Annotated in this window: 16 protein-coding genes; 8 read left to right on the top strand and 8 right to left on the bottom strand. The window is 35.4% G+C overall.

Annotated elements, in window-relative coordinates; all coding sequences use genetic code 11:
- Positions 1-252: 252 nt before the first annotated feature.
- On the top strand, positions 253-807 hold the full coding sequence (locus tag AB8S09_RS15000; protein ID WP_369869439.1) for a biotin transporter BioY: 555 nt from the start codon (positions 253-255) through the stop codon (positions 805-807).
- 99 nt (positions 808-906) lie between these two features.
- Complete coding sequence (locus AB8S09_RS14995; protein ID WP_294184981.1) at positions 907-1,572, top strand: B3/B4 domain-containing protein; 666 nt, start codon at positions 907-909, stop codon at positions 1,570-1,572.
- Between the two features lie 44 nt (positions 1,573-1,616).
- Here the strand turns inward: AB8S09_RS14995 and AB8S09_RS14990 are convergent, their stop codons facing one another.
- From AB8S09_RS14990 to AB8S09_RS14965, 6 genes are all read right to left on the bottom strand, one after another.
- Entirely contained in the window at positions 1,617-2,798 is a 1,182-nt protein-coding gene (locus AB8S09_RS14990) for a DNA polymerase IV (RefSeq protein WP_369869438.1), read from the bottom strand.
- Between the two features lie 82 nt (positions 2,799-2,880).
- Positions 2,881-3,273: a DUF1284 domain-containing protein gene (locus AB8S09_RS14985; RefSeq protein WP_294184988.1), complete on the bottom strand. Its 393-nt coding sequence runs from the start codon at positions 3,271-3,273 to the stop codon at positions 2,881-2,883.
- A gap of 150 nt (positions 3,274-3,423) precedes the next feature.
- A complete protein-coding gene (map, locus tag AB8S09_RS14980; RefSeq protein WP_294184990.1) occupies positions 3,424-4,179 on the bottom strand; it encodes a type I methionyl aminopeptidase in 756 nt (251 codons plus the stop codon).
- Positions 4,180-4,274: 95 nt separating this feature from the next.
- Positions 4,275-5,339 carry a flavodoxin family protein gene (locus AB8S09_RS14975; RefSeq protein WP_294184992.1) on the bottom strand — a complete coding sequence of 355 codons (1,065 nt, stop codon included), beginning with the start codon at positions 5,337-5,339 and terminating at the stop codon, positions 4,275-4,277.
- An 18-nt stretch (positions 5,340-5,357) separates the two neighbouring features.
- Positions 5,358-6,602, bottom strand: a complete 1,245-nt coding sequence (locus AB8S09_RS14970) for a lactate/malate family dehydrogenase (protein WP_294184994.1) — start codon at positions 6,600-6,602, stop codon at positions 5,358-5,360.
- A 16-nt stretch (positions 6,603-6,618) separates the two neighbouring features.
- Positions 6,619-11,490, bottom strand: a complete 4,872-nt coding sequence (locus AB8S09_RS14965) for a cytidyltransferase (RefSeq protein ID WP_369869437.1) — start codon at positions 11,488-11,490, stop codon at positions 6,619-6,621.
- A 149-nt stretch (positions 11,491-11,639) separates the two neighbouring features.
- Here AB8S09_RS14965 and AB8S09_RS14960 point away from each other — a divergent pair, with 149 nt between their 5' ends.
- Positions 11,640-12,020 (top strand): YopX family protein, encoded by a 381-nt coding sequence (locus AB8S09_RS14960; RefSeq protein WP_294184998.1) that lies wholly within the window; start codon positions 11,640-11,642, stop codon positions 12,018-12,020.
- Between the two features lie 46 nt (positions 12,021-12,066).
- On the opposite strand, the gene AB8S09_RS14955 is transcribed toward AB8S09_RS14960, so the two are convergent.
- Both AB8S09_RS14955 and AB8S09_RS14950 read right to left on the bottom strand, forming a co-directional pair.
- Positions 12,067-12,603 (bottom strand): macro domain-containing protein, encoded by a 537-nt coding sequence (locus AB8S09_RS14955; RefSeq protein WP_294185000.1) that lies wholly within the window; start codon positions 12,601-12,603, stop codon positions 12,067-12,069.
- Between the two features lie 84 nt (positions 12,604-12,687).
- Entirely contained in the window at positions 12,688-13,788 is a 1,101-nt protein-coding gene (locus AB8S09_RS14950) for an Ldh family oxidoreductase (protein WP_369869436.1), read from the bottom strand.
- A gap of 198 nt (positions 13,789-13,986) precedes the next feature.
- Here AB8S09_RS14950 and AB8S09_RS14945 point away from each other — a divergent pair, with 198 nt between their 5' ends.
- The 5 genes from AB8S09_RS14945 (at position 13,987) to folK (ending at position 17,702) form a co-directional block, all read left to right on the top strand.
- A complete protein-coding gene (locus tag AB8S09_RS14945) occupies positions 13,987-14,844 on the top strand; it encodes a histidine racemase CntK family protein (RefSeq protein ID WP_369869434.1) in 858 nt (285 codons plus the stop codon).
- A 77-nt stretch (positions 14,845-14,921) separates the two neighbouring features.
- Positions 14,922-15,731, top strand: a complete 810-nt coding sequence (gene folP, locus AB8S09_RS14940; protein WP_294185013.1) for a dihydropteroate synthase — start codon at positions 14,922-14,924, stop codon at positions 15,729-15,731.
- Positions 15,732-15,794: 63 nt separating this feature from the next.
- Complete coding sequence (folE, locus tag AB8S09_RS14935; RefSeq protein WP_294185006.1) at positions 15,795-16,352, top strand: GTP cyclohydrolase I FolE; 558 nt, start codon at positions 15,795-15,797, stop codon at positions 16,350-16,352.
- A 14-nt stretch (positions 16,353-16,366) separates the two neighbouring features.
- Positions 16,367-16,843 carry an HD domain-containing protein gene (locus tag AB8S09_RS14930; RefSeq protein ID WP_369869433.1) on the top strand — a complete coding sequence of 159 codons (477 nt, stop codon included), beginning with the start codon at positions 16,367-16,369 and terminating at the stop codon, positions 16,841-16,843.
- A gap of 31 nt (positions 16,844-16,874) precedes the next feature.
- Positions 16,875-17,702 (top strand): 2-amino-4-hydroxy-6-hydroxymethyldihydropteridine diphosphokinase, encoded by an 828-nt coding sequence (gene folK / locus AB8S09_RS14925; protein ID WP_369869432.1) that lies wholly within the window; start codon positions 16,875-16,877, stop codon positions 17,700-17,702.
- Positions 17,703-18,046 lie beyond the last annotated feature (344 nt).

The raw sequence follows: 18,046 nt of genomic DNA, 5'->3' as shown, positions 1-18,046 counted from the left end.
TTTCCTTCTTTCTTTAATGTATTTTGTTTTGCTTACTTAATATATATTATCAAAGGAAAGTCTCTTTTTACATTTCTTATCTTAAATAACCCTACAGTAATTTTACACTAAGATTGTTAAGTCTTGTTAACTTTTTATAAGATGAAAATGAATCCAGGTGAGCAATTGACAAATTTTTTGGTTTCGGCTATACTATTATTGTTAACCATAGATATTATATATGTTGACAATTGATTTTAAGGAGATGTAAGCATGAAATTGAAATTTTCCATTAGAGAGATGTGTACTGCAGCTATTTTTACAGCTATAACGGCTATATTGGCTCAAATTTCAATACCGCTGCCTTTTACACCTGTTCCCATTACAATGCAGGTATTTGCAGTATACTTGTCAGCTATGATTTTAGGAAGCAGACTTGGGACAATGTCTCAACTTATCTATTTGCTTGTGGGTGCAATAGGTGTGCCTGTTTTTGCAAGTTTTACAGGTGGATTTCAAATTTTGGCTGGCCCAAATGGAGGATATTTGATAAGTTATCTGTTAATAGCTTATCTTATAGGTAAAATTTCAGAAAAAGGTTCCAATCATATAATTTCAATAGTGGCGCTTATGGGAACTTTGGTGATATGTTATGCTGCGGGAACAATTTGGTTTCATTTTGTGACGAATATACCTATAAAAAAAGCAATATTTTTATGTGTTTTCCCATTCATACCGCTTGATGTAATAAAAGTTGTAGTTGCCTACATAGTTGGAATTAAGGTAAGGGGAGCTCTCTTAAGAGCGAAATTGATAAAATCAAATTGATGTTTTAACGATCTTTGATATGTTATAATAACTCTATAAAATAAATCTGTATTTTATAGAGAAAGGTGGTGTACTTTTGGCTTTTGCCAAATGTATTCTATGGTAAATATAAAAATCTGTGATTGTGTGAAGAACAATTTAGGATCCCAAGTTGCCATAGGCTCTTTAGAGGCAGCTGTTAAGGTGAAGGAATCAGATCCCATGCTGACGAGGGAGATATCTTTATTATCAGGTAAAATAGCAGTCCTGTATAAGTTGTCGGATGTCTCAAAACTTGCCAACATACATGCTGCAAGGGGAGCCTATAAAAAGTTTGGAAAAGATCCCAGCAGGTATAGAGTTTCTTCTGAATCTTTAGTGAGGCGCATAGTAAAAGGAAATGAACTTTACAAAGTCAACAATATAGTGGATATAAATAATTTGATTTCCATATATTCGCTTCATTCGGTTTGTGCCTATGATATGGATAAAATAGATTCAAAAATCTACTTTACTATAGGGAAAGAAGGGGACTCATATAGAGGTATTGGAAGGGGAATGGTGAACTTATCGGATATGCCGGTATTTGAGGACAGCAGGGGCGAATTTGGAAGCACTACCTCTGATTCAAGGAGAACTATGATAGAAAATGACACCAGAAGAGTTTTGATGAATATAGTTTCTTTTAATGGGGATGAAAATTTAGACAAATATATGAATTATTCCGAAGATCTATTGATAAAGTATGCTGAGGGCAAGATTATGTCTGCCCGGATAATCAAATAGAGATAAAAATTAAGAAATGCGTTTTGACATCCAGAATGTATTTCTTAATTTTTCCTTTTCTTTATCAATGCCGCCCTGTTTATTATGGAAGATCCGTATTTTTGGCGCAGGGTATCCATGACATTTTCTATTTTTTGTTCCTTATCTGATTTACTTTTTTCAAACATGGATATCTGCTTGATTCTATAATTTTCTGTAAATCCGCTTATACTTATTCCAAGTAGACGAATTGGAAGATGGGTATTCCAGCTTTTTTCAAGCAGATCAATTCCTGCCGAATAGATGTCTCTGGATAGACATGTGGGGAAAACTGTTTTTTGCCTGGTAATGGATTTGAAATTCGAATATTTTATGCTGATTTGTACTGTGTGGCCTCTTTTACCGTATTTTCTGGAAGTCATTGCCACTTTGTCTGAAAGCTGCATCAGGATAATTCTGGCTTCTTCTATATTGGAAATATCATGAGGAACTGTAATGGACTTTCCAATTGATTTCACATTTTCCTGCAGCCGTGGTTTTAAACTTTGATCATCAATGCCGTTGGCTAGTTCATGAAGTCTTCCGCCAATTTTTCCAAATCTTTTTATAAGATAATCCCGGTTGAAAAGTGCCAGGTTTCCTATGGTTTTAATTCCCATGTCCTGTAATTTCTGAGATGTTTGCTTTCCAATTCCGTACATGGATTGTATGCTGAGAGGCCATAATTTTGATTCAATGTCCTTTCTCCAGAGTTCTGTTATTCCAAGAGGCTTTTTCATTTCAGAAGCCATTTTTGAAAGAAATTTATTTTCGGATATGCCTATGGAGCATCCTAGTCCCAGTTTGCTTCTGATGTGATGACTTATGAGCTCTGCCGACTTTAGAGGGTTGCCAAATATTCGGCCGCAGCCTGTCATGTCGAGCCATGCCTCGTCAATGCTGTTTTGCTCGATAACAGGTGTGTAGGAGGATAAAATATCCATGACCTGTCCGGATTTTTTCTTATAAAAATCTTTGTCGGGCGGAATAACAATTAAATCTGGACATAGTTTAAGTGCTTCACTTAAAATCATTGTAGTTTTAATTCCAAATTTTCTGGCCCTGTAGTTTGCTGTTAAAATAATTCCTCTCCGGTCCTTGGGATCCCCTGCAACTGCTGCCGGTTTGCCGATTATTTCCGGGTGCCTTGTTGTTTCACAGCTTATAAAAAATGCATTCATATCTACAAGAAAGATTACTTTTTGCATATTTTCACCTGCTTTTACTCCTTATAGATAATATTATATAGGATTTTTCCTGAAAGATAAATTCAAGTGCTTTATTTTATTGTTAAGTTTTATTTTTAAAAAGTCCATTTTTACAATAGCCGCAGGAAAACCAGCTGCAGACGGCACAAGTTTCCCTGAAGTTTTTAAAAGTCAGGTTTTTATTTAGGGCGTCCAGCAAATCTCTATATTTATATATGTAATTTGGCTTTATCGTTAGAGTTTTTAGCGAACTGGCATCTAAAAAGGAAATTTTGGCCTGACTGTCACAGTGATGATCCTTCAACATATGGGGACATTTACTGCAGAGGTCGTCGGCTTCTGTCACAATTTTCACCAAAGCATCGGGATTGAGTGAATTCACTACCTTATCCATGTTTTTTACAAAATCTTTACTGTAGCCCTTTCCTATGTACCCCTGAATACAAAATATATGGTGGGCTCTTAGAATTAACATTTTATCGAAACCGTCCTCAAAATATATTGTCAACAAGTATTATAATTATAGTTGACAATTATAGTATATCCATCTTCCAAAAATTTGTCAACATATATGTATATACAGCAAATAAGCACCTTGTGTCAGTGCTTATTTGTATTGACTATCTTATATATTGTCCTGGTCCGTCAGTATCTTAGGTCCGTCTTCTGTTATTGCAATGGTGTGTTCATATTGTGCGGATAAACTGCCATCAGCAGTACGTGCAGTCCAATTGTTACTGTCTACTGTGACTTCGTAGATTCCTATATTTATCATAGGTTCTATGGTAATTACCATGCCGCTTTTCAACTTTAACCCTCTTCCAGGTTTCCCGTAATGTGGTACGGCTACATCATCGTGCATTACCCTGCCTATGCCGTGTCCCGTATAATCTCTTACCACTGAATATCCAAGGGGTTCCGCGTAAGTTTGTATTTCATGTCCTATATCACCTATATGATTTCCGATTACCGCTTTTTTAATACCCCTGTAGAGGCATTCTTTTGTAACCTTCAAAAGATCCTTTGCCTCCTTGGATATATTGCCTACTGCATAGGACCATGCCGAGTCTGCCAGCCAGCCGTTTAAATTTACAACCATATCGATGGTTACGATATCTCCGTCTTTTAAAGGTTTTTTATTCGGGAATCCATGGCAAACCTCGTCATTTACAGAAGCACACGTAGCGTAGGGAAATCCCATATATCCCTTTTGCTCAGGGGTAGCGTTATGCTGCTTTAAATATTTTTCTACGAAAGAATCTATTTCCATGGTAGTTATGCCGGGTTTTATCATCTTTCTTATTTCTCTGTGGCAGGACGCAAGTATTTTTCCGGCTGCCGCCATGTAACCTATTTCTCTTTTAGTCTTTATATATATCATAATTCTCGCCTCTGTTTTTAAAATTAGTACACAAACACTTATTATTTTAACATATTTTCTTATAAAAAAACTATTGTTGGTTTGTTTTTTGTAATTTAAGGAATCTGGTGATTAAATGAATTTTTCATTATATTTTCTGCAAAGGACCTTGCCTTTGATTTTATACCTGGTATCTTGAATATGGCCCCAGGATCATTGGCAGTTTCCGTAATTATTGAATTAGGAGGCAGCCTGAAGCCCTTATTTATATTGAGGGCTCCTATCAGCTGCTTTGCTACGGAATCACTTCCTGAATTTCCGGAAACTATTACAGCAAAAATGGATTTGTTATAGAAACTTATCTTATGATATAGTACAGTCAATCTGTTTATGGTAGCAGTTAAGTTTGCTCCAATGGAATCGTTATAATTTGGACAGAGCCATACTACTGCATCCGAAGATTTTATGGAGGGAAGTATATTTTCTACCATGAACCCACCATAAAAGCAGCTGTTTTGTTTGCCGTAGTGCAGACAAAGCTTGTAGTGACAACCCTTGCAGTCAAGTATTTGCCCGTTTTCAATCTGCAGTTCTTCTATTGATATTTTTTTTAGATGTTTTGAAATCAGGTGCCATAGGTCAAGTGTGTTGGATATTTTATGGGGAGAAGAGTATAAAACCGTCATTTTTTTTATTGCTGCTGCAGATTTATATTCTGCCAACCTCTTTCCAAGCTTGGCACTTAAAATTAAACATATTTCTTCTAGAGGACGCTGGGTGGATTTTTGCCAGGTTAAAAAATTTTTCAAATTGGCAGTGGCTTCTACCAATGGGTGGCCTATAAAATTGCATCCCAGTTTATTTGCCATAAAAATTATGTCCTGGGCAGCCCTTTTTGTTCCCAGTTCTGAGCTGCTGTGAATTAAAAGGGCTGCAGTGGAGCCTTGAAAGGCATCTTTGGATTCTGAACTTAAATTGCTGAAAAAAATAAGCATGGGTATATCAAAGCAAATACTATTGTCCAATTCTAATAAAAACAGTATTTTTTTATTCCTGAAATCAGTATTATGCCAATTGAGAATGTAGTGTACAGTATCGAATTCCCTTATAAAACTGTTTAACATTTTCTTTAGTTCGGAGGATATCTTATCATTTGGACATATAACATAAAGTTCTTCCATAATTTCACCCCTATTGATCTATGGCTTGAATTTTAACAGCTGTTTATAAGTCTGGTTTAACCTGTAAAATAGAGATTCCTGCATGTTTCCGTAGTATTCTAACTGGGTACCATAAGGCAGCAGCCTGTTCCTGCATCCCATAAAAGCCCCTCCAAGGAACGTACTGCTGTAGTTCCAGCTTCCTTTTATAGTATCTATTATTGAAAAGGCACCGGAGGATATGGCAGGGGCGATATAGGGTTTAAAACCGATGCTTCTCATATACATATTGGCATTTTTAGCCTTCTCAGTTAAATAATTTGATACTTCTTCATTATAATTTTTGATGCTGTTGGCAACTACAAGACCGTCGCCGTGAGGACCGAAGGATCTTCCTTCTTCGAGAAAATTTTCCCTACTGTTTAATTTTAAAGCATAGTAATTGGCCCTGGCATTCATTACGCCTAGACCGTATCCTCTTATTTGATCCGGAAGAAGTCCCGTACTTAACGCAGATTTACAAAGCAGGTCCACCGGATCCGAAACTACTGCAAATATCCCCTTAAAATTGTAACTTTTAGCTTTGTGGGCATAGTCTTTTATCACTTTTGAATTTCCCTTAAATTGTATGAGCCTTACGTCGGATACGTTTTCCCCGATTTCAGGTACACCCTTGGAAACACAGAATATGAACATATCGCCCTTAAAAAGATCCTCTTCTTTTTTTAAAGGAAGTATTTTCGGAAATAGGGAATCAATATTGGAATCTGTGATTTGGCTGCATTCGTATTCCCATCTTTTTATCCTGTTTTCATCGCTGTCGTATATGGATATGGTATTTATATATTTTCCCCCCAATATTCTGAGACCTGCAATTAAAGTTCCACCTACATCTCCCAGACCTGCTACTGTTAGGTTCCATTTACGGAAATTACTGCTGTCGTGAAAGACCGGAAAGACATGGTCCAGTCTTTCGGCCCAGTTAGGATAAGCTGTGTTTAGGCATACCAGCCTGTTTTCTTCAATGGATTTTAAAAGCCATTTTGGCAGGGTATAGTCTGCAGAAGTTTTACACCATATGAATTCCAGGCTTTCTTGTGTTGAAAATACTTGGGAAGGATGGGTTATATAATAGCACATTCTGGAATTGTCTGTATTTTCATTTATCAATCTGTAAATATATCCACTGTAGTTGGAAGCGGCTTTTTCTTCGACAGTCCTAAAGGGAAATGATATCTCGGAAATAAGCAGCTTGTTTTTGTAAATATAATAGTGAAATTGCATTTTAACACCTCATTTTTTATTGTTCAAAAGCATGTTTCATTCGAGTTAGAATCTCCAGATCATTTTTGATATAACCTGATGCGGGAAGATTGAGATTGAAACTGATATTTTTTCCCGGATCGGGACACCTTGGTGTGGCAAATACCTGTCCTAAATAGGATAAAGTCAAATTTTTCTCGTGAATGACATGGTATTCTTCTTCTATTGTTTCCAGTATATTCAAACTGTTTTCCAGACAAGTTCTTGATAGACCGTATATGTTGGATTTGGAAGTATTTTTTATAAATGCGGGATAAGTATAAGGCAGAATTAAATTTATCGATGGAAGCAGATTTCTCTCCGGATAACTTCCCCTGTAAAGTGCATCTCCCCCTATGAATGGATAGAGAGAATTTTCGTTAAACCATAATTTTAATCTTGGAATAAAATACACGCTTTCTACAGCCCTGCCCTGCATATCCATGAGATCCTTGCCCCTTCCGGACAGTACTGCAACAATAATTTTTTTAACTTCTACATCTTCTTTTTTAAAAATGGGATCTACAGCTTTTATCCGGTACCCCTTGTGAAGCAAATTGTCCACTAATATTACAGGTCTCTGAAAAGCCTTTATCATTTTTATCTGTGTATTTAAATCCAGGTAATGGGGAAACTCACCTATTATAAATTTTTTCATGTCTGGAAAAAATAATTTTTCTGTATGCAGTGCTTTGGTGACGGTATTTGGTATGATGTACCGCTCCAGTATGTCGCCGTAAGGTACACACATGGCCTCACCTAGTTTTTTGGGCGATAAATTGTAAGTAGGTACTAAATTTTCTTTGCAGATTTTTCTTATGAGACACTGGTATACAAAATTTACGTTAAAAGAGAGTATGAGTTCTCCTGGATATAGTTTAACTACGCTTTCAATTAATTTTTTACGACACTTGTAAATAGCGTTTACAATTTTAGGATTGCTCCTGAATGGTTCTTTTATTATATTTTGAAGGTCAAAGTTTATTATACAGGGTGCATTCATGTTGACTGCGTATATTGGACTGTCATCATCGCAGAAGGGAATCTTTATAAACCCGTATAATTTCAATAGAGGGAAAATATCATTGCCATATATTTCCCTTTTGAAAGCATTTTTGTATACGGCATATTCATAATCTTTGGATACATACAGAGAAAGGGCTTCTGTAAAGAGAATCTGTGCAAGTTTTTCCTTTTTGTATTTGTTTTTGATATAAAGTCCATCTATCGATATAATCCTCCCCGTGCTGTTTTCACGTATATATTGTGATACCCCGGTATTTTTAAATTCATTGTACAGCATAGAGGGACGAATCCAGTGCATAATACAAAAACCCAATATTTCTTTTCTGACAGTATCTTTTAGGAATACGATGCAAAAAGAAGGTTTAGAAGATATTTCCCTGATTTTGTTTATAAAATTGTAGGTGCAGTCGGGTATGCACTGATTTATTCTGTTTAAGACTTCATTGCCGAAATTTTTGAATACTTCCCTGTCGAGCCACAGTGATTTTATAAAATCTTTATCCTGTGATTCCCGCTGATAAAATCCGTTTGCATATATATACTGTTCTGCCATAGGATCCACAAGGGTGGAAATGTCCCTGTTGTTGTCAATAGAATTTCTAATTTGACTGGAACTTATATTTGAATATTTTGAATTTAATCTCAATATGAGCACGCTTCCGTCTATTTTTTTTACAGCCGGTTTTAACAGATCCCTGTCCCTGCCCCTTTCAAATATTATATGAGAAAAAGTGTGAATTGAATTTTGAGTTTTAGGGGACTTGTAACTGGATGCATTCAAAATTACATCGCTTCCCACACACATATAGACCTTTGAATTGGGAAAATTTTTTTTCAGTGTTTTTAAATTTGACTCATTGGATATATTTGTAGGGTACATATCGGGGTAAAGATATATGTTTAATTCACTGGCTGTAGACATGGTGACCAAGTTTCGTCTCAGAAGGTTCGGCAAAGTTTTTTTGGACCAGGAAAATTCGTCTATAGACAGGTATACTTCAAAGCCCAGGTCGCGTATATATTTTGCTATTTCCTTGTGACTTAGTGAAAAAGGATCAAATGTTCCGGGGAAAAAAGCTACCTTTTGAGGGAATGGTATGTCTATATTACCGTAGAAAAAAGTATAGTCCGATATAAACCTGTATATGTGATTTAAACTTGCTGATCTAGTTAAAAACAGTAATTCTTGATTCTCGTTATCCGTGATCAGTGTCAATATTTTCTTTGCTGTACGCTTGAATATGAATTCTTTTTTAGTCAAATCCATGTAGTCAGTGTCAAAGATCTCCCTTCCTATAACGCTGAATGCAGATTGTTTAACTTGAAGATTGTAATCTCCCAGACCATTTAACAGTATCCCGAGCATTTTATCCAGTCTTTTGAGATAATTGGTTTCGGATTCTTCAAATCGATCTTTGTAAATCCAGTAATGGGATATAATAGTTCCTACAGTTTTAAATGTAAGGGATTTTAAATTTGAATTTGAAGTTTTGACTTTATAAATTGAATCGTCTATGAATTCATCCAGTTCTTTTGGCTGGAGCCATAAAGCAGCCTGCCCCGTATATCTTGGAATATATTCGGTAAATCTGTTTCCCTCTATTTCAAGGGCCCTTAAAAGTTCTACCGCAACTTCGTTTCTTTCAGATAATGAAAGATAGGGCATAATTTTTAGTATAGCAGCACCTGCAGTATTTCTGACAATTTCCACAGCACTTACTTTTAGTAGGTTGCAAAAATGTATAGCTGTATGTAGACCCATGGACTGCGGATTGTCGAGTGCATGGTATAGAAGAAGTTCCACCTGATTCTTTTTCCTTATCCAGTTTGTAGAAGTTTTTAAATTGCTTAAAAATATATCCGTTACTATTTTATTGGTTAGATTACAATAATATTTAAATGTGTTTGTGACGTCATTGTTTAAATTTAATTTTTTATTTATCTTGAATATGAGAAAGTTCTCGGCAGTAATCCTGCTCTTTGCAGTTATCAAGTTAAAGTGTTTTTTCATTTTTTCCATAAAATTACGGCTTTTCATAAGATCGCCCGAAAATACCAAGACTGCTTCCAGAGCTTCCATCCTTATAGTGCTGTTTCTCTTTTTTGTTTTGGAGAATATATAGTTGAATAAAATTTTTTTGTTTTCACTGGAAAGATGTTTCCAGGGAATATATTTGCAGGTCTCAAGTAAAAACACTTCACAGGCTGAATTTTTATATTTTTCCTCGCTGTAAAATGTCATGAGCACATCAATGTATTTTGGTATGAGTGATTTTCTGCAATTTTTGAAAAGAGAGTTTATCATTATGCTTATGCTGTATCCTATATTGAATTTATGTTCGGAGATCACTTTATAGCTGGGCGACAGCATGATCTCCATATATTTTTTAAGAAGGCTTGTTCCGGACGTGATTGGAGGAAGTATTTTTACGTCTTCAGGCAGTTCCTTCCTGTAATCCTCGTCGAAAGTGGCTATTAGTGTTCCCATCAGTTCTGCACAGTGTCTTCTTATATCATCTTCGGGATGAATTAGATTTTCATATAAAAATTTTAGCGTCTGAAGTTTTTGTTTTTGAGTGAGGTAAGTTGAGTATTCTTGAAATATTCTTATATATTCGCGAAAGATTTTCCAGTCGTTTTCACTTCTTGCCATTTCAAGTATGGTATCCAGAGAGTATTCGTCTCTCAGCTGATACATGAGGTTTATGTTATGGCTTATTGATAGATATTTTAAGTTCTGTACTATGCTGTTTCCCTGGAGAAGGGTATAATTTTTATGTTTTGTTTTTACGGGAGGGAAACTTTGTTTCGGTTCTACATCGATTCCAATATCCAGAAGAAAATTTTCAAAATCCTTTAATTTGGCATAAACTTTTTTGTATCTTCTGCTTTTCTGCTGATTCATGTTTTCCAGCTTGCCCGAAATTATATAGAAAGATTCACTTAGGGAGAACAGTTTCATGTAATTTTGTCCGTTTTTGAGTTCATTTTTTATTCTGAAATCGGAATATATGAGAATTAAAGATTCCAGAGAAAGATTTTCCAATTCCAAATCCCATACGGAATGATTTATGGCCACATTTCTTATGTAATTTATTCCGCACCTTTTGAACCATTGATCTGTATAGTAGTAATGCAAATGGGGAACTTTTTTGGATTCTGCACATTTACATCCGTATTTTCCGAGATCATGTCCGGCGGCGGCACCGGATACCCTTCCGAGATCCACAGGGATACCTGTGCTTTTTAACTGCCTTGCTATATAAAGGGATAGATAGTGTACGCCGCATATGTGTTCCAAGGTAGTGAAACCTGTCAGCTCGCCATTTATTTTCATCATTTCATAGGTATATTGCGATAGAAAAGCTTTTATAAATTTTCTATACTCTTCAGGATGTTCCAGTTCCGATTCTTCTTTTAAAGTTAAAAATTGCAGTGGATAACGACTTTCCCAGGTGCCGTCGCCAGAGTTTTTTTGTATGCTGCATATTGTATTGAATATGGCCAGATATAATTCACAAGGAGCGGTCAGCTGCGGTATCATTTTTACAGTTACATTTTCAGGAAAATTTTTTTTCAGAGTATATTGGTATAAATATAAAAGCCAGTTGTCAGGTGATTTGTGACCTGAAAGTGAATCCATCATGAACTGACATAGTGCCAGTGTGCTTTTGGCTGAAAAATCTTTGCTTGACAGCTGGTTTTTGAAAGCGTCCTTAAATTTAGGACCTTTTATGCTTTTGTATATCATATGTTTATTCATATTATATTTTTTGATCCATTTTGCACTTGTGATTTTTTTTAATATTTTATTGTAGTTTTCCGTGTAGGATATGGGATTCATAATTACCTCCAAATATACTATTTACAGAAATTATATACTTTTCACAAACTTTTTTCAAAAGAAAGTTTTTTGTGACAGATGTCTTGATAGATATTTATGGTATAATCAATAATATAAATATAAAAATGTCCGCGAATAGAGGTTATCATATGAGAAAATTCAAGTTTAGAATCTGGGACAATGAAGATAAGTGCTTTTATATGAATAGCAATCCTTATCCAGAAAATATGACGGGGGACAGGGAGAGATTTATAACTACGGAATTTACAGGACTTCAAGATAAAAGAGGGAAGGATATCTATGAAGGGGATATCATAGGAATAAACCGGGAGGAGAGTTCTTTAAAGCTTCCAGTAAAATTTGGAAGATATTCCTTCGACAAATTGATAGGTGAGTGTGGGGAAATCAGTGAAGCTACAGAGTTGTATGGTTTTTACGTGGAAAATGAATATCTGTATATTCAGATGCTCAATAGGAATGTAGAAGTTCTGGGGAATATATTTCAGGACAAAAATTTTTTAAAACAATAAAATTAAAAGGGAGTTGTTGCATATTTATGCAGCAACTCTCTGCATTTTAGAGATATTTTTTCTCCTCTTGAAGAAAAATATCTGTGGTTTTATTGTCATGATTGCACATGACAATGTTTTTTAAGTCTATATCGTCTCTTTTTAGGAATTCTACTGAAGTTTTGAGAAGTATTTCTGCACATTTTTCTTTTGGAAATCCAAATACGCCAGAACTTATGGCCGGTATTGATATGGAAGTTAGATTATAGGATTCCGCCAGGGTGAGCACACTTGTTACGGCTTTTCTTAATTTGTTTTCTTCATTTCCCTCTCCCATTATGGGCCCTACAGTGTGTATTACAAATTTAGCTTTCAGATTATGACCGTAAGTTATGACAGCTTTTCCTACGGGCAGAGTACCTATTCTTTTTATGAGTTCGTCGCTGTCTTTTTGTATTTTAACTCCGCCGGCCCGCACTATGGCTAAAGCCGCACCTCCGCCGTGACTTAAAGAACTGTTGGCGGGGTTTACTATTGCATCGCTTTGTTCTTTTGTTATGTCTCCTTTCTTGATTAAAATTTTTCTGTCGCCTATTTTAATCATTATCATTACCCCCTCTTAAAATATTTTAAGGCAATTAATAGTTAATGATGGATAATTGAGGCTGAAATCTTTAAAAAGTATTCATTAACTTTTAATTTTTATAATATAATTACTGGAATTTATATGAAAAAATTTACATATGTTGCCTATTTCATTTAGAGTTGCATCATTTATGGGAATTCCGTTTTTGATCTTGTCGTTGTAGGATTCCACTTCTTTTTCACCATGGGTATATATTCTAACGGCTCCCTTTGCTTTCTTTGAATTCCTAAGTTCGGATAAGTACCTGGAAAGCCTCTTTTCAATGGATTTTTTATCACCGAACATACCATAATCTACAGCACATAAAAAATGACAAGTACCTGAACCACCCTTTCCGTCTAGGTGGACATAATTTCCGGTATCACCTCCGGACAAAATGGCTGTAAATATTTCAACTGCCAGTGCAAAACCGTATCCCTTGTGGCCGCCTGTTAGTTCCTTAGAGCCTCCCAGCGGAAGTAATCCTCCTCCAAGTTTTTTAGGTACATTATATATTATATCATAGGGATCGGTGGTATCTTCTCCATCTTTATTCAGTGCAAGTCCCAGTGGCAGCGGCTCTTTTTTCTTGTTGTAAACTTCAATTTTGCCTCTTGTGACCACGCTGGTAGCCATGTCCATCAGGAAGGGGTATGGTTCGGCCGGTATGGATATGGCAATGGGATTTGTTCCAAGCATAGCTTCTTTTCCGAAAGTTGGAACTGTGACGGCTGGTGAATTTGTCATAGAAATTCCCATGAGTCCTTCTTTCTCGGCCATTTTGGCATAATAACCTGCAATGCCGTAATGATTGGAATTTCTTACAGAGACCATTCCAATTCCCGAAGTCTTGGCCTTTTTTATAGCTATATTCATAGCTTTTTTGCCTATTAATTGTCCCATACCGGCTTTACCATCTATAACTGCCGATATGGGTGTTTCACTTATGATTTGTGGATTGGAATTGACTATTATTAGACCTTGTTTTATTTCATTATAATATTTTATTAATCTCTGAACCCCATGGGATTCAGTTCCATATAAATCCGATAATAAAAGTACATCTGTAATAGTTTTACTATCCTCTCTGTTGAATCCAAATTTTTCAAAGACGATATGGCACAGCTTTTTTAAACCTTCGTATTTAACTTTTGAATAAGTCATTTTTACCTCCTTATAAGTAATTGATATCTGATTATATTTATAATAGTATATTTTGACGATTAGTTCTAGTGTATTTTATGCTATTTTGATCGAGTTGAAATAATTGACACTATCAATTATAATAATGTTGATTATTTATGAAAATTGAAATAATTGATACTATTTGGATACCAATGCTCTGAAAAGAGGTATGTTTCTATGAAGAAAAAGTATAATTATGTGAAAGTTAATCCAGCGGAGAATATGACTATATTTGTATTGGACAAGGTTAACAGAAGTGAACAGCCTGAAATGGCGGACAAATTGATGAATTATAACAGTGTTTGTGGGGAACAGGTGGGTTTTGTTGAAAGTCCTGAGACGGTGGAGGGCAAGAGAAAAAATGTTATCAGGCTTCAGATGATGGGAGGAGAATTCTGTGGTAATGCTGCTAGATCCTTTGCTGCATGTATGGCATTTTTCCATGATTCAAGTGCAAAAAAAATTAAAAAAAGATATTTTATTGATTTTGAAATGTCGGGAGCGGACGGACTGATAAGCTGTGAAGTGAGAAGAACTGAAAGAGAAAATGTTTTTTATTCCAAGGTTCAGCTTCCCATGCCCAGAAAAATGGAAAAATGTAAATTCTCAATTGAAAATAAGAACAGGGAAATAGATGCAAAAAAAATTGAGCTTTGTGGAATTACACATTTTATTGTGGATGCAGGTGAAATTGAAAATAATAAAGATTTATTTTCAACAGTAAAGAGATATATGGATGGAGAAAAATATGATGCTTTTGGAATAATGTATTATAATTTACGAGAATGTTTTTTGAAACCTTTGGTTTATGTCAAAGCTACTGACAGTCTGTTGTGGGAAAAAAGCTGCGCATCTGGAACTGCAGCTTTGGCAGTTTCACTTACTGATAATGAAGGCGAACATAATTATGCCGTAAAACAGCCCGGGGGAATATTAGAAGTTTCAACTTTAAGTAAAAATAATGAGATTAAGGATATTACTTTGAGTGGACCAGTAGAGATAGTATCAAAGGGAGTATTTTATTATTGTTTGTAAAGGAAGAAATTTTTAAATCCAATTGTTTGTTTGTGGTTGTAAAATAAAAAAGATGGAAGGTAAAAGCAGTGGATAGAATGTTAAAAATAGGCAGCAGGGATTTTAAAATTGGCAAAAAAACTTATATTATGGGTATATTAAATGTCACACCGGATTCTTTTTCTGATGGGGGAAAGTTTAACAGTATAGAAAAAGCCGTCAAGTACGCCAAGAAAATGGAAGCTGAAGGTGCGGACATAGTAGATGTAGGGGGAGAATCCACAAGACCTGGTCATGTACCGGTAAGCGAAGAAGAAGAAATTGAAAGAGTGATTCCTGTAATAAGTACACTTGTAAAATGTGTAGAAGTGCCCATTTCAGTGGATACATATAAGGGAAAGGTAGCAGAAAAAGCTATAAAGGCTGGTGCATCTTTTATAAATGATATATGGGGATTTAAAAAAGATCCCTATATATCTGAAGTGGCAGCTCATTATAAAGTACCCTGCTGTCTCATGCACAATAGAGATAATAGAAATTATAGGAATTTGATGGAGGATATTCTGAATGATTTAAGAGAAAGCATAAATATAGCTGTAAAGGCTGGAGTAGATTCTAGAAATATAATAGTGGATCCCGGTATAGGGTTTGCAAAAGATTATGAGCAAAATCTGGATGTTATGAATAACTTGGAACAGCTCTCTCAACTTGGGTGTCCAGTGCTGCTGGGAACTTCCAGAAAATCTATGATAGGAAGGGCTTTGAATCTTCCTGTGGGCCAGAGACTGGAAGGTACTATAGCAACAACGGTAATAGGTATAATGAAAAAATGTGATTTTGTGAGGGTTCATGATGTGAAAGAGAATAAAAGGGCAATAATGATGGCAGATGCAATATTTAGAAGATAATTTTGGAAGATATTATAGGAAGGGAGAATATTGGGTATTTACTACCCAATATGTGTTGTTGTTATGGATGATAATAAAATTAAAAAAGCAGTGAAGATGATTTTAGAGGCTATAGGAGAAAATCCTGACAGGGAGGGACTTGCTGAAACTCCGGATAGAATTGCCAGGATGTATGGAGAAATATTTTCCGGACTGGGACAAAGTCCTGAGAAGCATCTAAAAAAGGTGTTTACTGTGGACAGTGATGACATGGTACTGGAAAAAAATATTGTATTCTATTCCATGTGTGAACATCATCTCATGCCTTTTTACGGCAGGGTTCACATAGCATATGTTCCGAGAGGCAAAGTTGTTGGACTTAGTAAATTGGCCAGAACTGTGGAAGTTTTTGCCAGAAGGCTTCAACTCCAGGAGAGGATGACTTATGAGATTGCAGATTCAATAATGAAATATTTGAATCCGAAGGGAGTTATGGTAGTTGTTGAAGCAGAGCATATGTGCATGACTATGAGAGGTATAAAAAAACCGGGCAGTAGGACTGTCACAACTGCTATTAGGGGTATATTTGTGGATAAACGTGAATTTAGAAATGAAGTATATGAAATGATTAAAATGAAATAGGAAGTGTTCTGTTCATGGAGAAAATAAATGCCATTTTAAAAAATAATAGGTTTCGCAGATGTTTAGATGAAATAAATAAATTTGAAGAGAAGAGGGAATTTTGCAGGCATGATATTTCTCATCTTCTGGATGTAGCCAGAATTACCTATGTAATTGTATTAGAAAGAAATATATCTGAAAAGAAAGAAATTGTATATGCTGCAGCCCTTCTACATGACATAGGAAGGGGGCTGCAGTATGAAAAAGGCATATCCCATGAACTGTCAAGTGCGGAATTGGCGGAAGGTATTTTGAAAGAGTGTGGATTTAGTGAAAGAGACAGGAATAAGGTAATAGATATAATACTGAATCATAGAAAAAAAGATAATAATAATTTATTGAATGATATATTTTATTTAAGTGATAAACTTTCGAGGAATTGTTTTATATGCAGAGCTGCAGCTAAGTGTAATTGGCCGGATGAAAAGAAAAATTCCGGCATTGAATATTGAATGATTTTTGCAGGAGTAGAGGGTGCTTTTTATGGATGTAATGTATATAAATGATTTGGAGGTATATGGATATCATGGCGTGAGCCGTGGAGAAAAAGATCTAGGCCAGAAATTTTTGATATCCTTGAAATTATATCTTGACTTGAGTAAGGCCGGGAAAAATGATGATCTCAATGATACTGTAGATTATTCGGCATTGTGTAAAGAAGTAGAAGAGGAGTTTAAAAGAGAGAAGTATAATCTTATTGAGAAGGCAGCGGAAGCCTTATCGCAGTTTATACTGAAAAAATATGACAGGGTAAAACGGGTCAAGGTAAAGGTTAAGAAACCCTGGGCTCCTATAGGTAAATCCCTTAAATGGGCGGCAGTAGAAGTGGACAGGTGCTGGCACAGGGCGTATATTGCAGTTGGCTCGAATATGGGTGACAGGAGAAAAAACATAAAAAGTGCTGTAGATATTTTAGATGAATCAGCTTTTAATAAGGTTGTGAAAGTTTCTAAATTGTATAATACCCAACCTGTGGGATACCTGAATCAGGAAGATTTTTTAAATGGAGCTCTGGAATTGAAAACATTGCTGTCACCGGAGAAACTTATGGATTTTTTGCTGGATGTGGAAAAAAAGCTGAAAAGAGAGAGAAAGATAAAGTGGGGTCCCAGAACTCTGGATCTGGACGTGATTTTATATGACAATTTGGTTACCGAGAATGGGAAAGTGGTTATACCCCATCCGAGGATGCACAAAAGATTGTTTGTGTTAAAACCTCTGTGTGATATTGCACCTTTTGCTGTACATCCTATTTTGAAAAAACGTATAGTAGATCTGACTTTGGAACTGGAAAAAACGGAAAAGTTATAAGGCAATTAGGCCTTTTGAATTTATATTCTTCAGAAGGCTGTTTTTTGCTTATTTTAGAATTTGACGCAGTAATCCTAACCAGGCGTATCAATGTATGAAATTTAGAGAAAAAAATAGCTTGAGCCATGATATTGTATGATAAATTTGTATAACATATGTATATTGTGAAGAAAAAAGGGGAAAATATGATAGAATATCTACTGTTGTCGTTGATAACGTATGGTACTTAAAAATTTGTATCTAATATGTTTTTTAATTTTTTATTTAAAAAAGATATTGAAATATGTTGACAAGTAAGGCAACAGGTGATATACTATAAAAGCTGTCTCAAAGGGGCAGCGGAT

The sequence above is a fragment of the Clostridium lapidicellarium genome (assembly GCF_041224415.1).
Classification (GTDB): Bacteria; Bacillota; Clostridia; order Clostridiales; family Clostridiaceae; genus Clostridium_B; species Clostridium_B lapidicellarium.
This window is presented reverse-complemented; position numbering and strand designations above follow the sequence as displayed.

Coding starts and splice junctions, on each gene's coding strand:
- AB8S09_RS15000 (WP_369869439.1), top strand. CDS start 253: ATGAAATTGAAATTTTCCATTAGAGAGATGTGTACTGCAGCTATTTTT.
- AB8S09_RS14995 (WP_294184981.1), top strand. CDS start 907: ATGGTAAATATAAAAATCTGTGATTGTGTGAAGAACAATTTAGGATCC.
- AB8S09_RS14990 (WP_369869438.1), bottom strand. CDS start 2,798: ATGCAAAAAGTAATCTTTCTTGTAGATATGAATGCATTTTTTATAAGC.
- AB8S09_RS14985 (WP_294184988.1), bottom strand. CDS start 3,273: ATGTTAATTCTAAGAGCCCACCATATATTTTGTATTCAGGGGTACATA.
- map (WP_294184990.1), bottom strand. CDS start 4,179: ATGATATATATAAAGACTAAAAGAGAAATAGGTTACATGGCGGCAGCC.
- AB8S09_RS14975 (WP_294184992.1), bottom strand. CDS start 5,339: ATGGAAGAACTTTATGTTATATGTCCAAATGATAAGATATCCTCCGAA.
- AB8S09_RS14970 (WP_294184994.1), bottom strand. CDS start 6,602: ATGCAATTTCACTATTATATTTACAAAAACAAGCTGCTTATTTCCGAG.
- AB8S09_RS14965 (WP_369869437.1), bottom strand. CDS start 11,490: ATGAATCCCATATCCTACACGGAAAACTACAATAAAATATTAAAAAAA.
- AB8S09_RS14960 (WP_294184998.1), top strand. CDS start 11,640: ATGAGAAAATTCAAGTTTAGAATCTGGGACAATGAAGATAAGTGCTTT.
- AB8S09_RS14955 (WP_294185000.1), bottom strand. CDS start 12,603: ATGATTAAAATAGGCGACAGAAAAATTTTAATCAAGAAAGGAGACATA.
- AB8S09_RS14950 (WP_369869436.1), bottom strand. CDS start 13,788: ATGACTTATTCAAAAGTTAAATACGAAGGTTTAAAAAAGCTGTGCCAT.
- AB8S09_RS14945 (WP_369869434.1), top strand. CDS start 13,987: ATGAAGAAAAAGTATAATTATGTGAAAGTTAATCCAGCGGAGAATATG.
- folP (WP_294185013.1), top strand. CDS start 14,922: ATGTTAAAAATAGGCAGCAGGGATTTTAAAATTGGCAAAAAAACTTAT.
- folE (WP_294185006.1), top strand. CDS start 15,795: ATGGATGATAATAAAATTAAAAAAGCAGTGAAGATGATTTTAGAGGCT.
- AB8S09_RS14930 (WP_369869433.1), top strand. CDS start 16,367: ATGGAGAAAATAAATGCCATTTTAAAAAATAATAGGTTTCGCAGATGT.
- folK (WP_369869432.1), top strand. CDS start 16,875: ATGGATGTAATGTATATAAATGATTTGGAGGTATATGGATATCATGGC.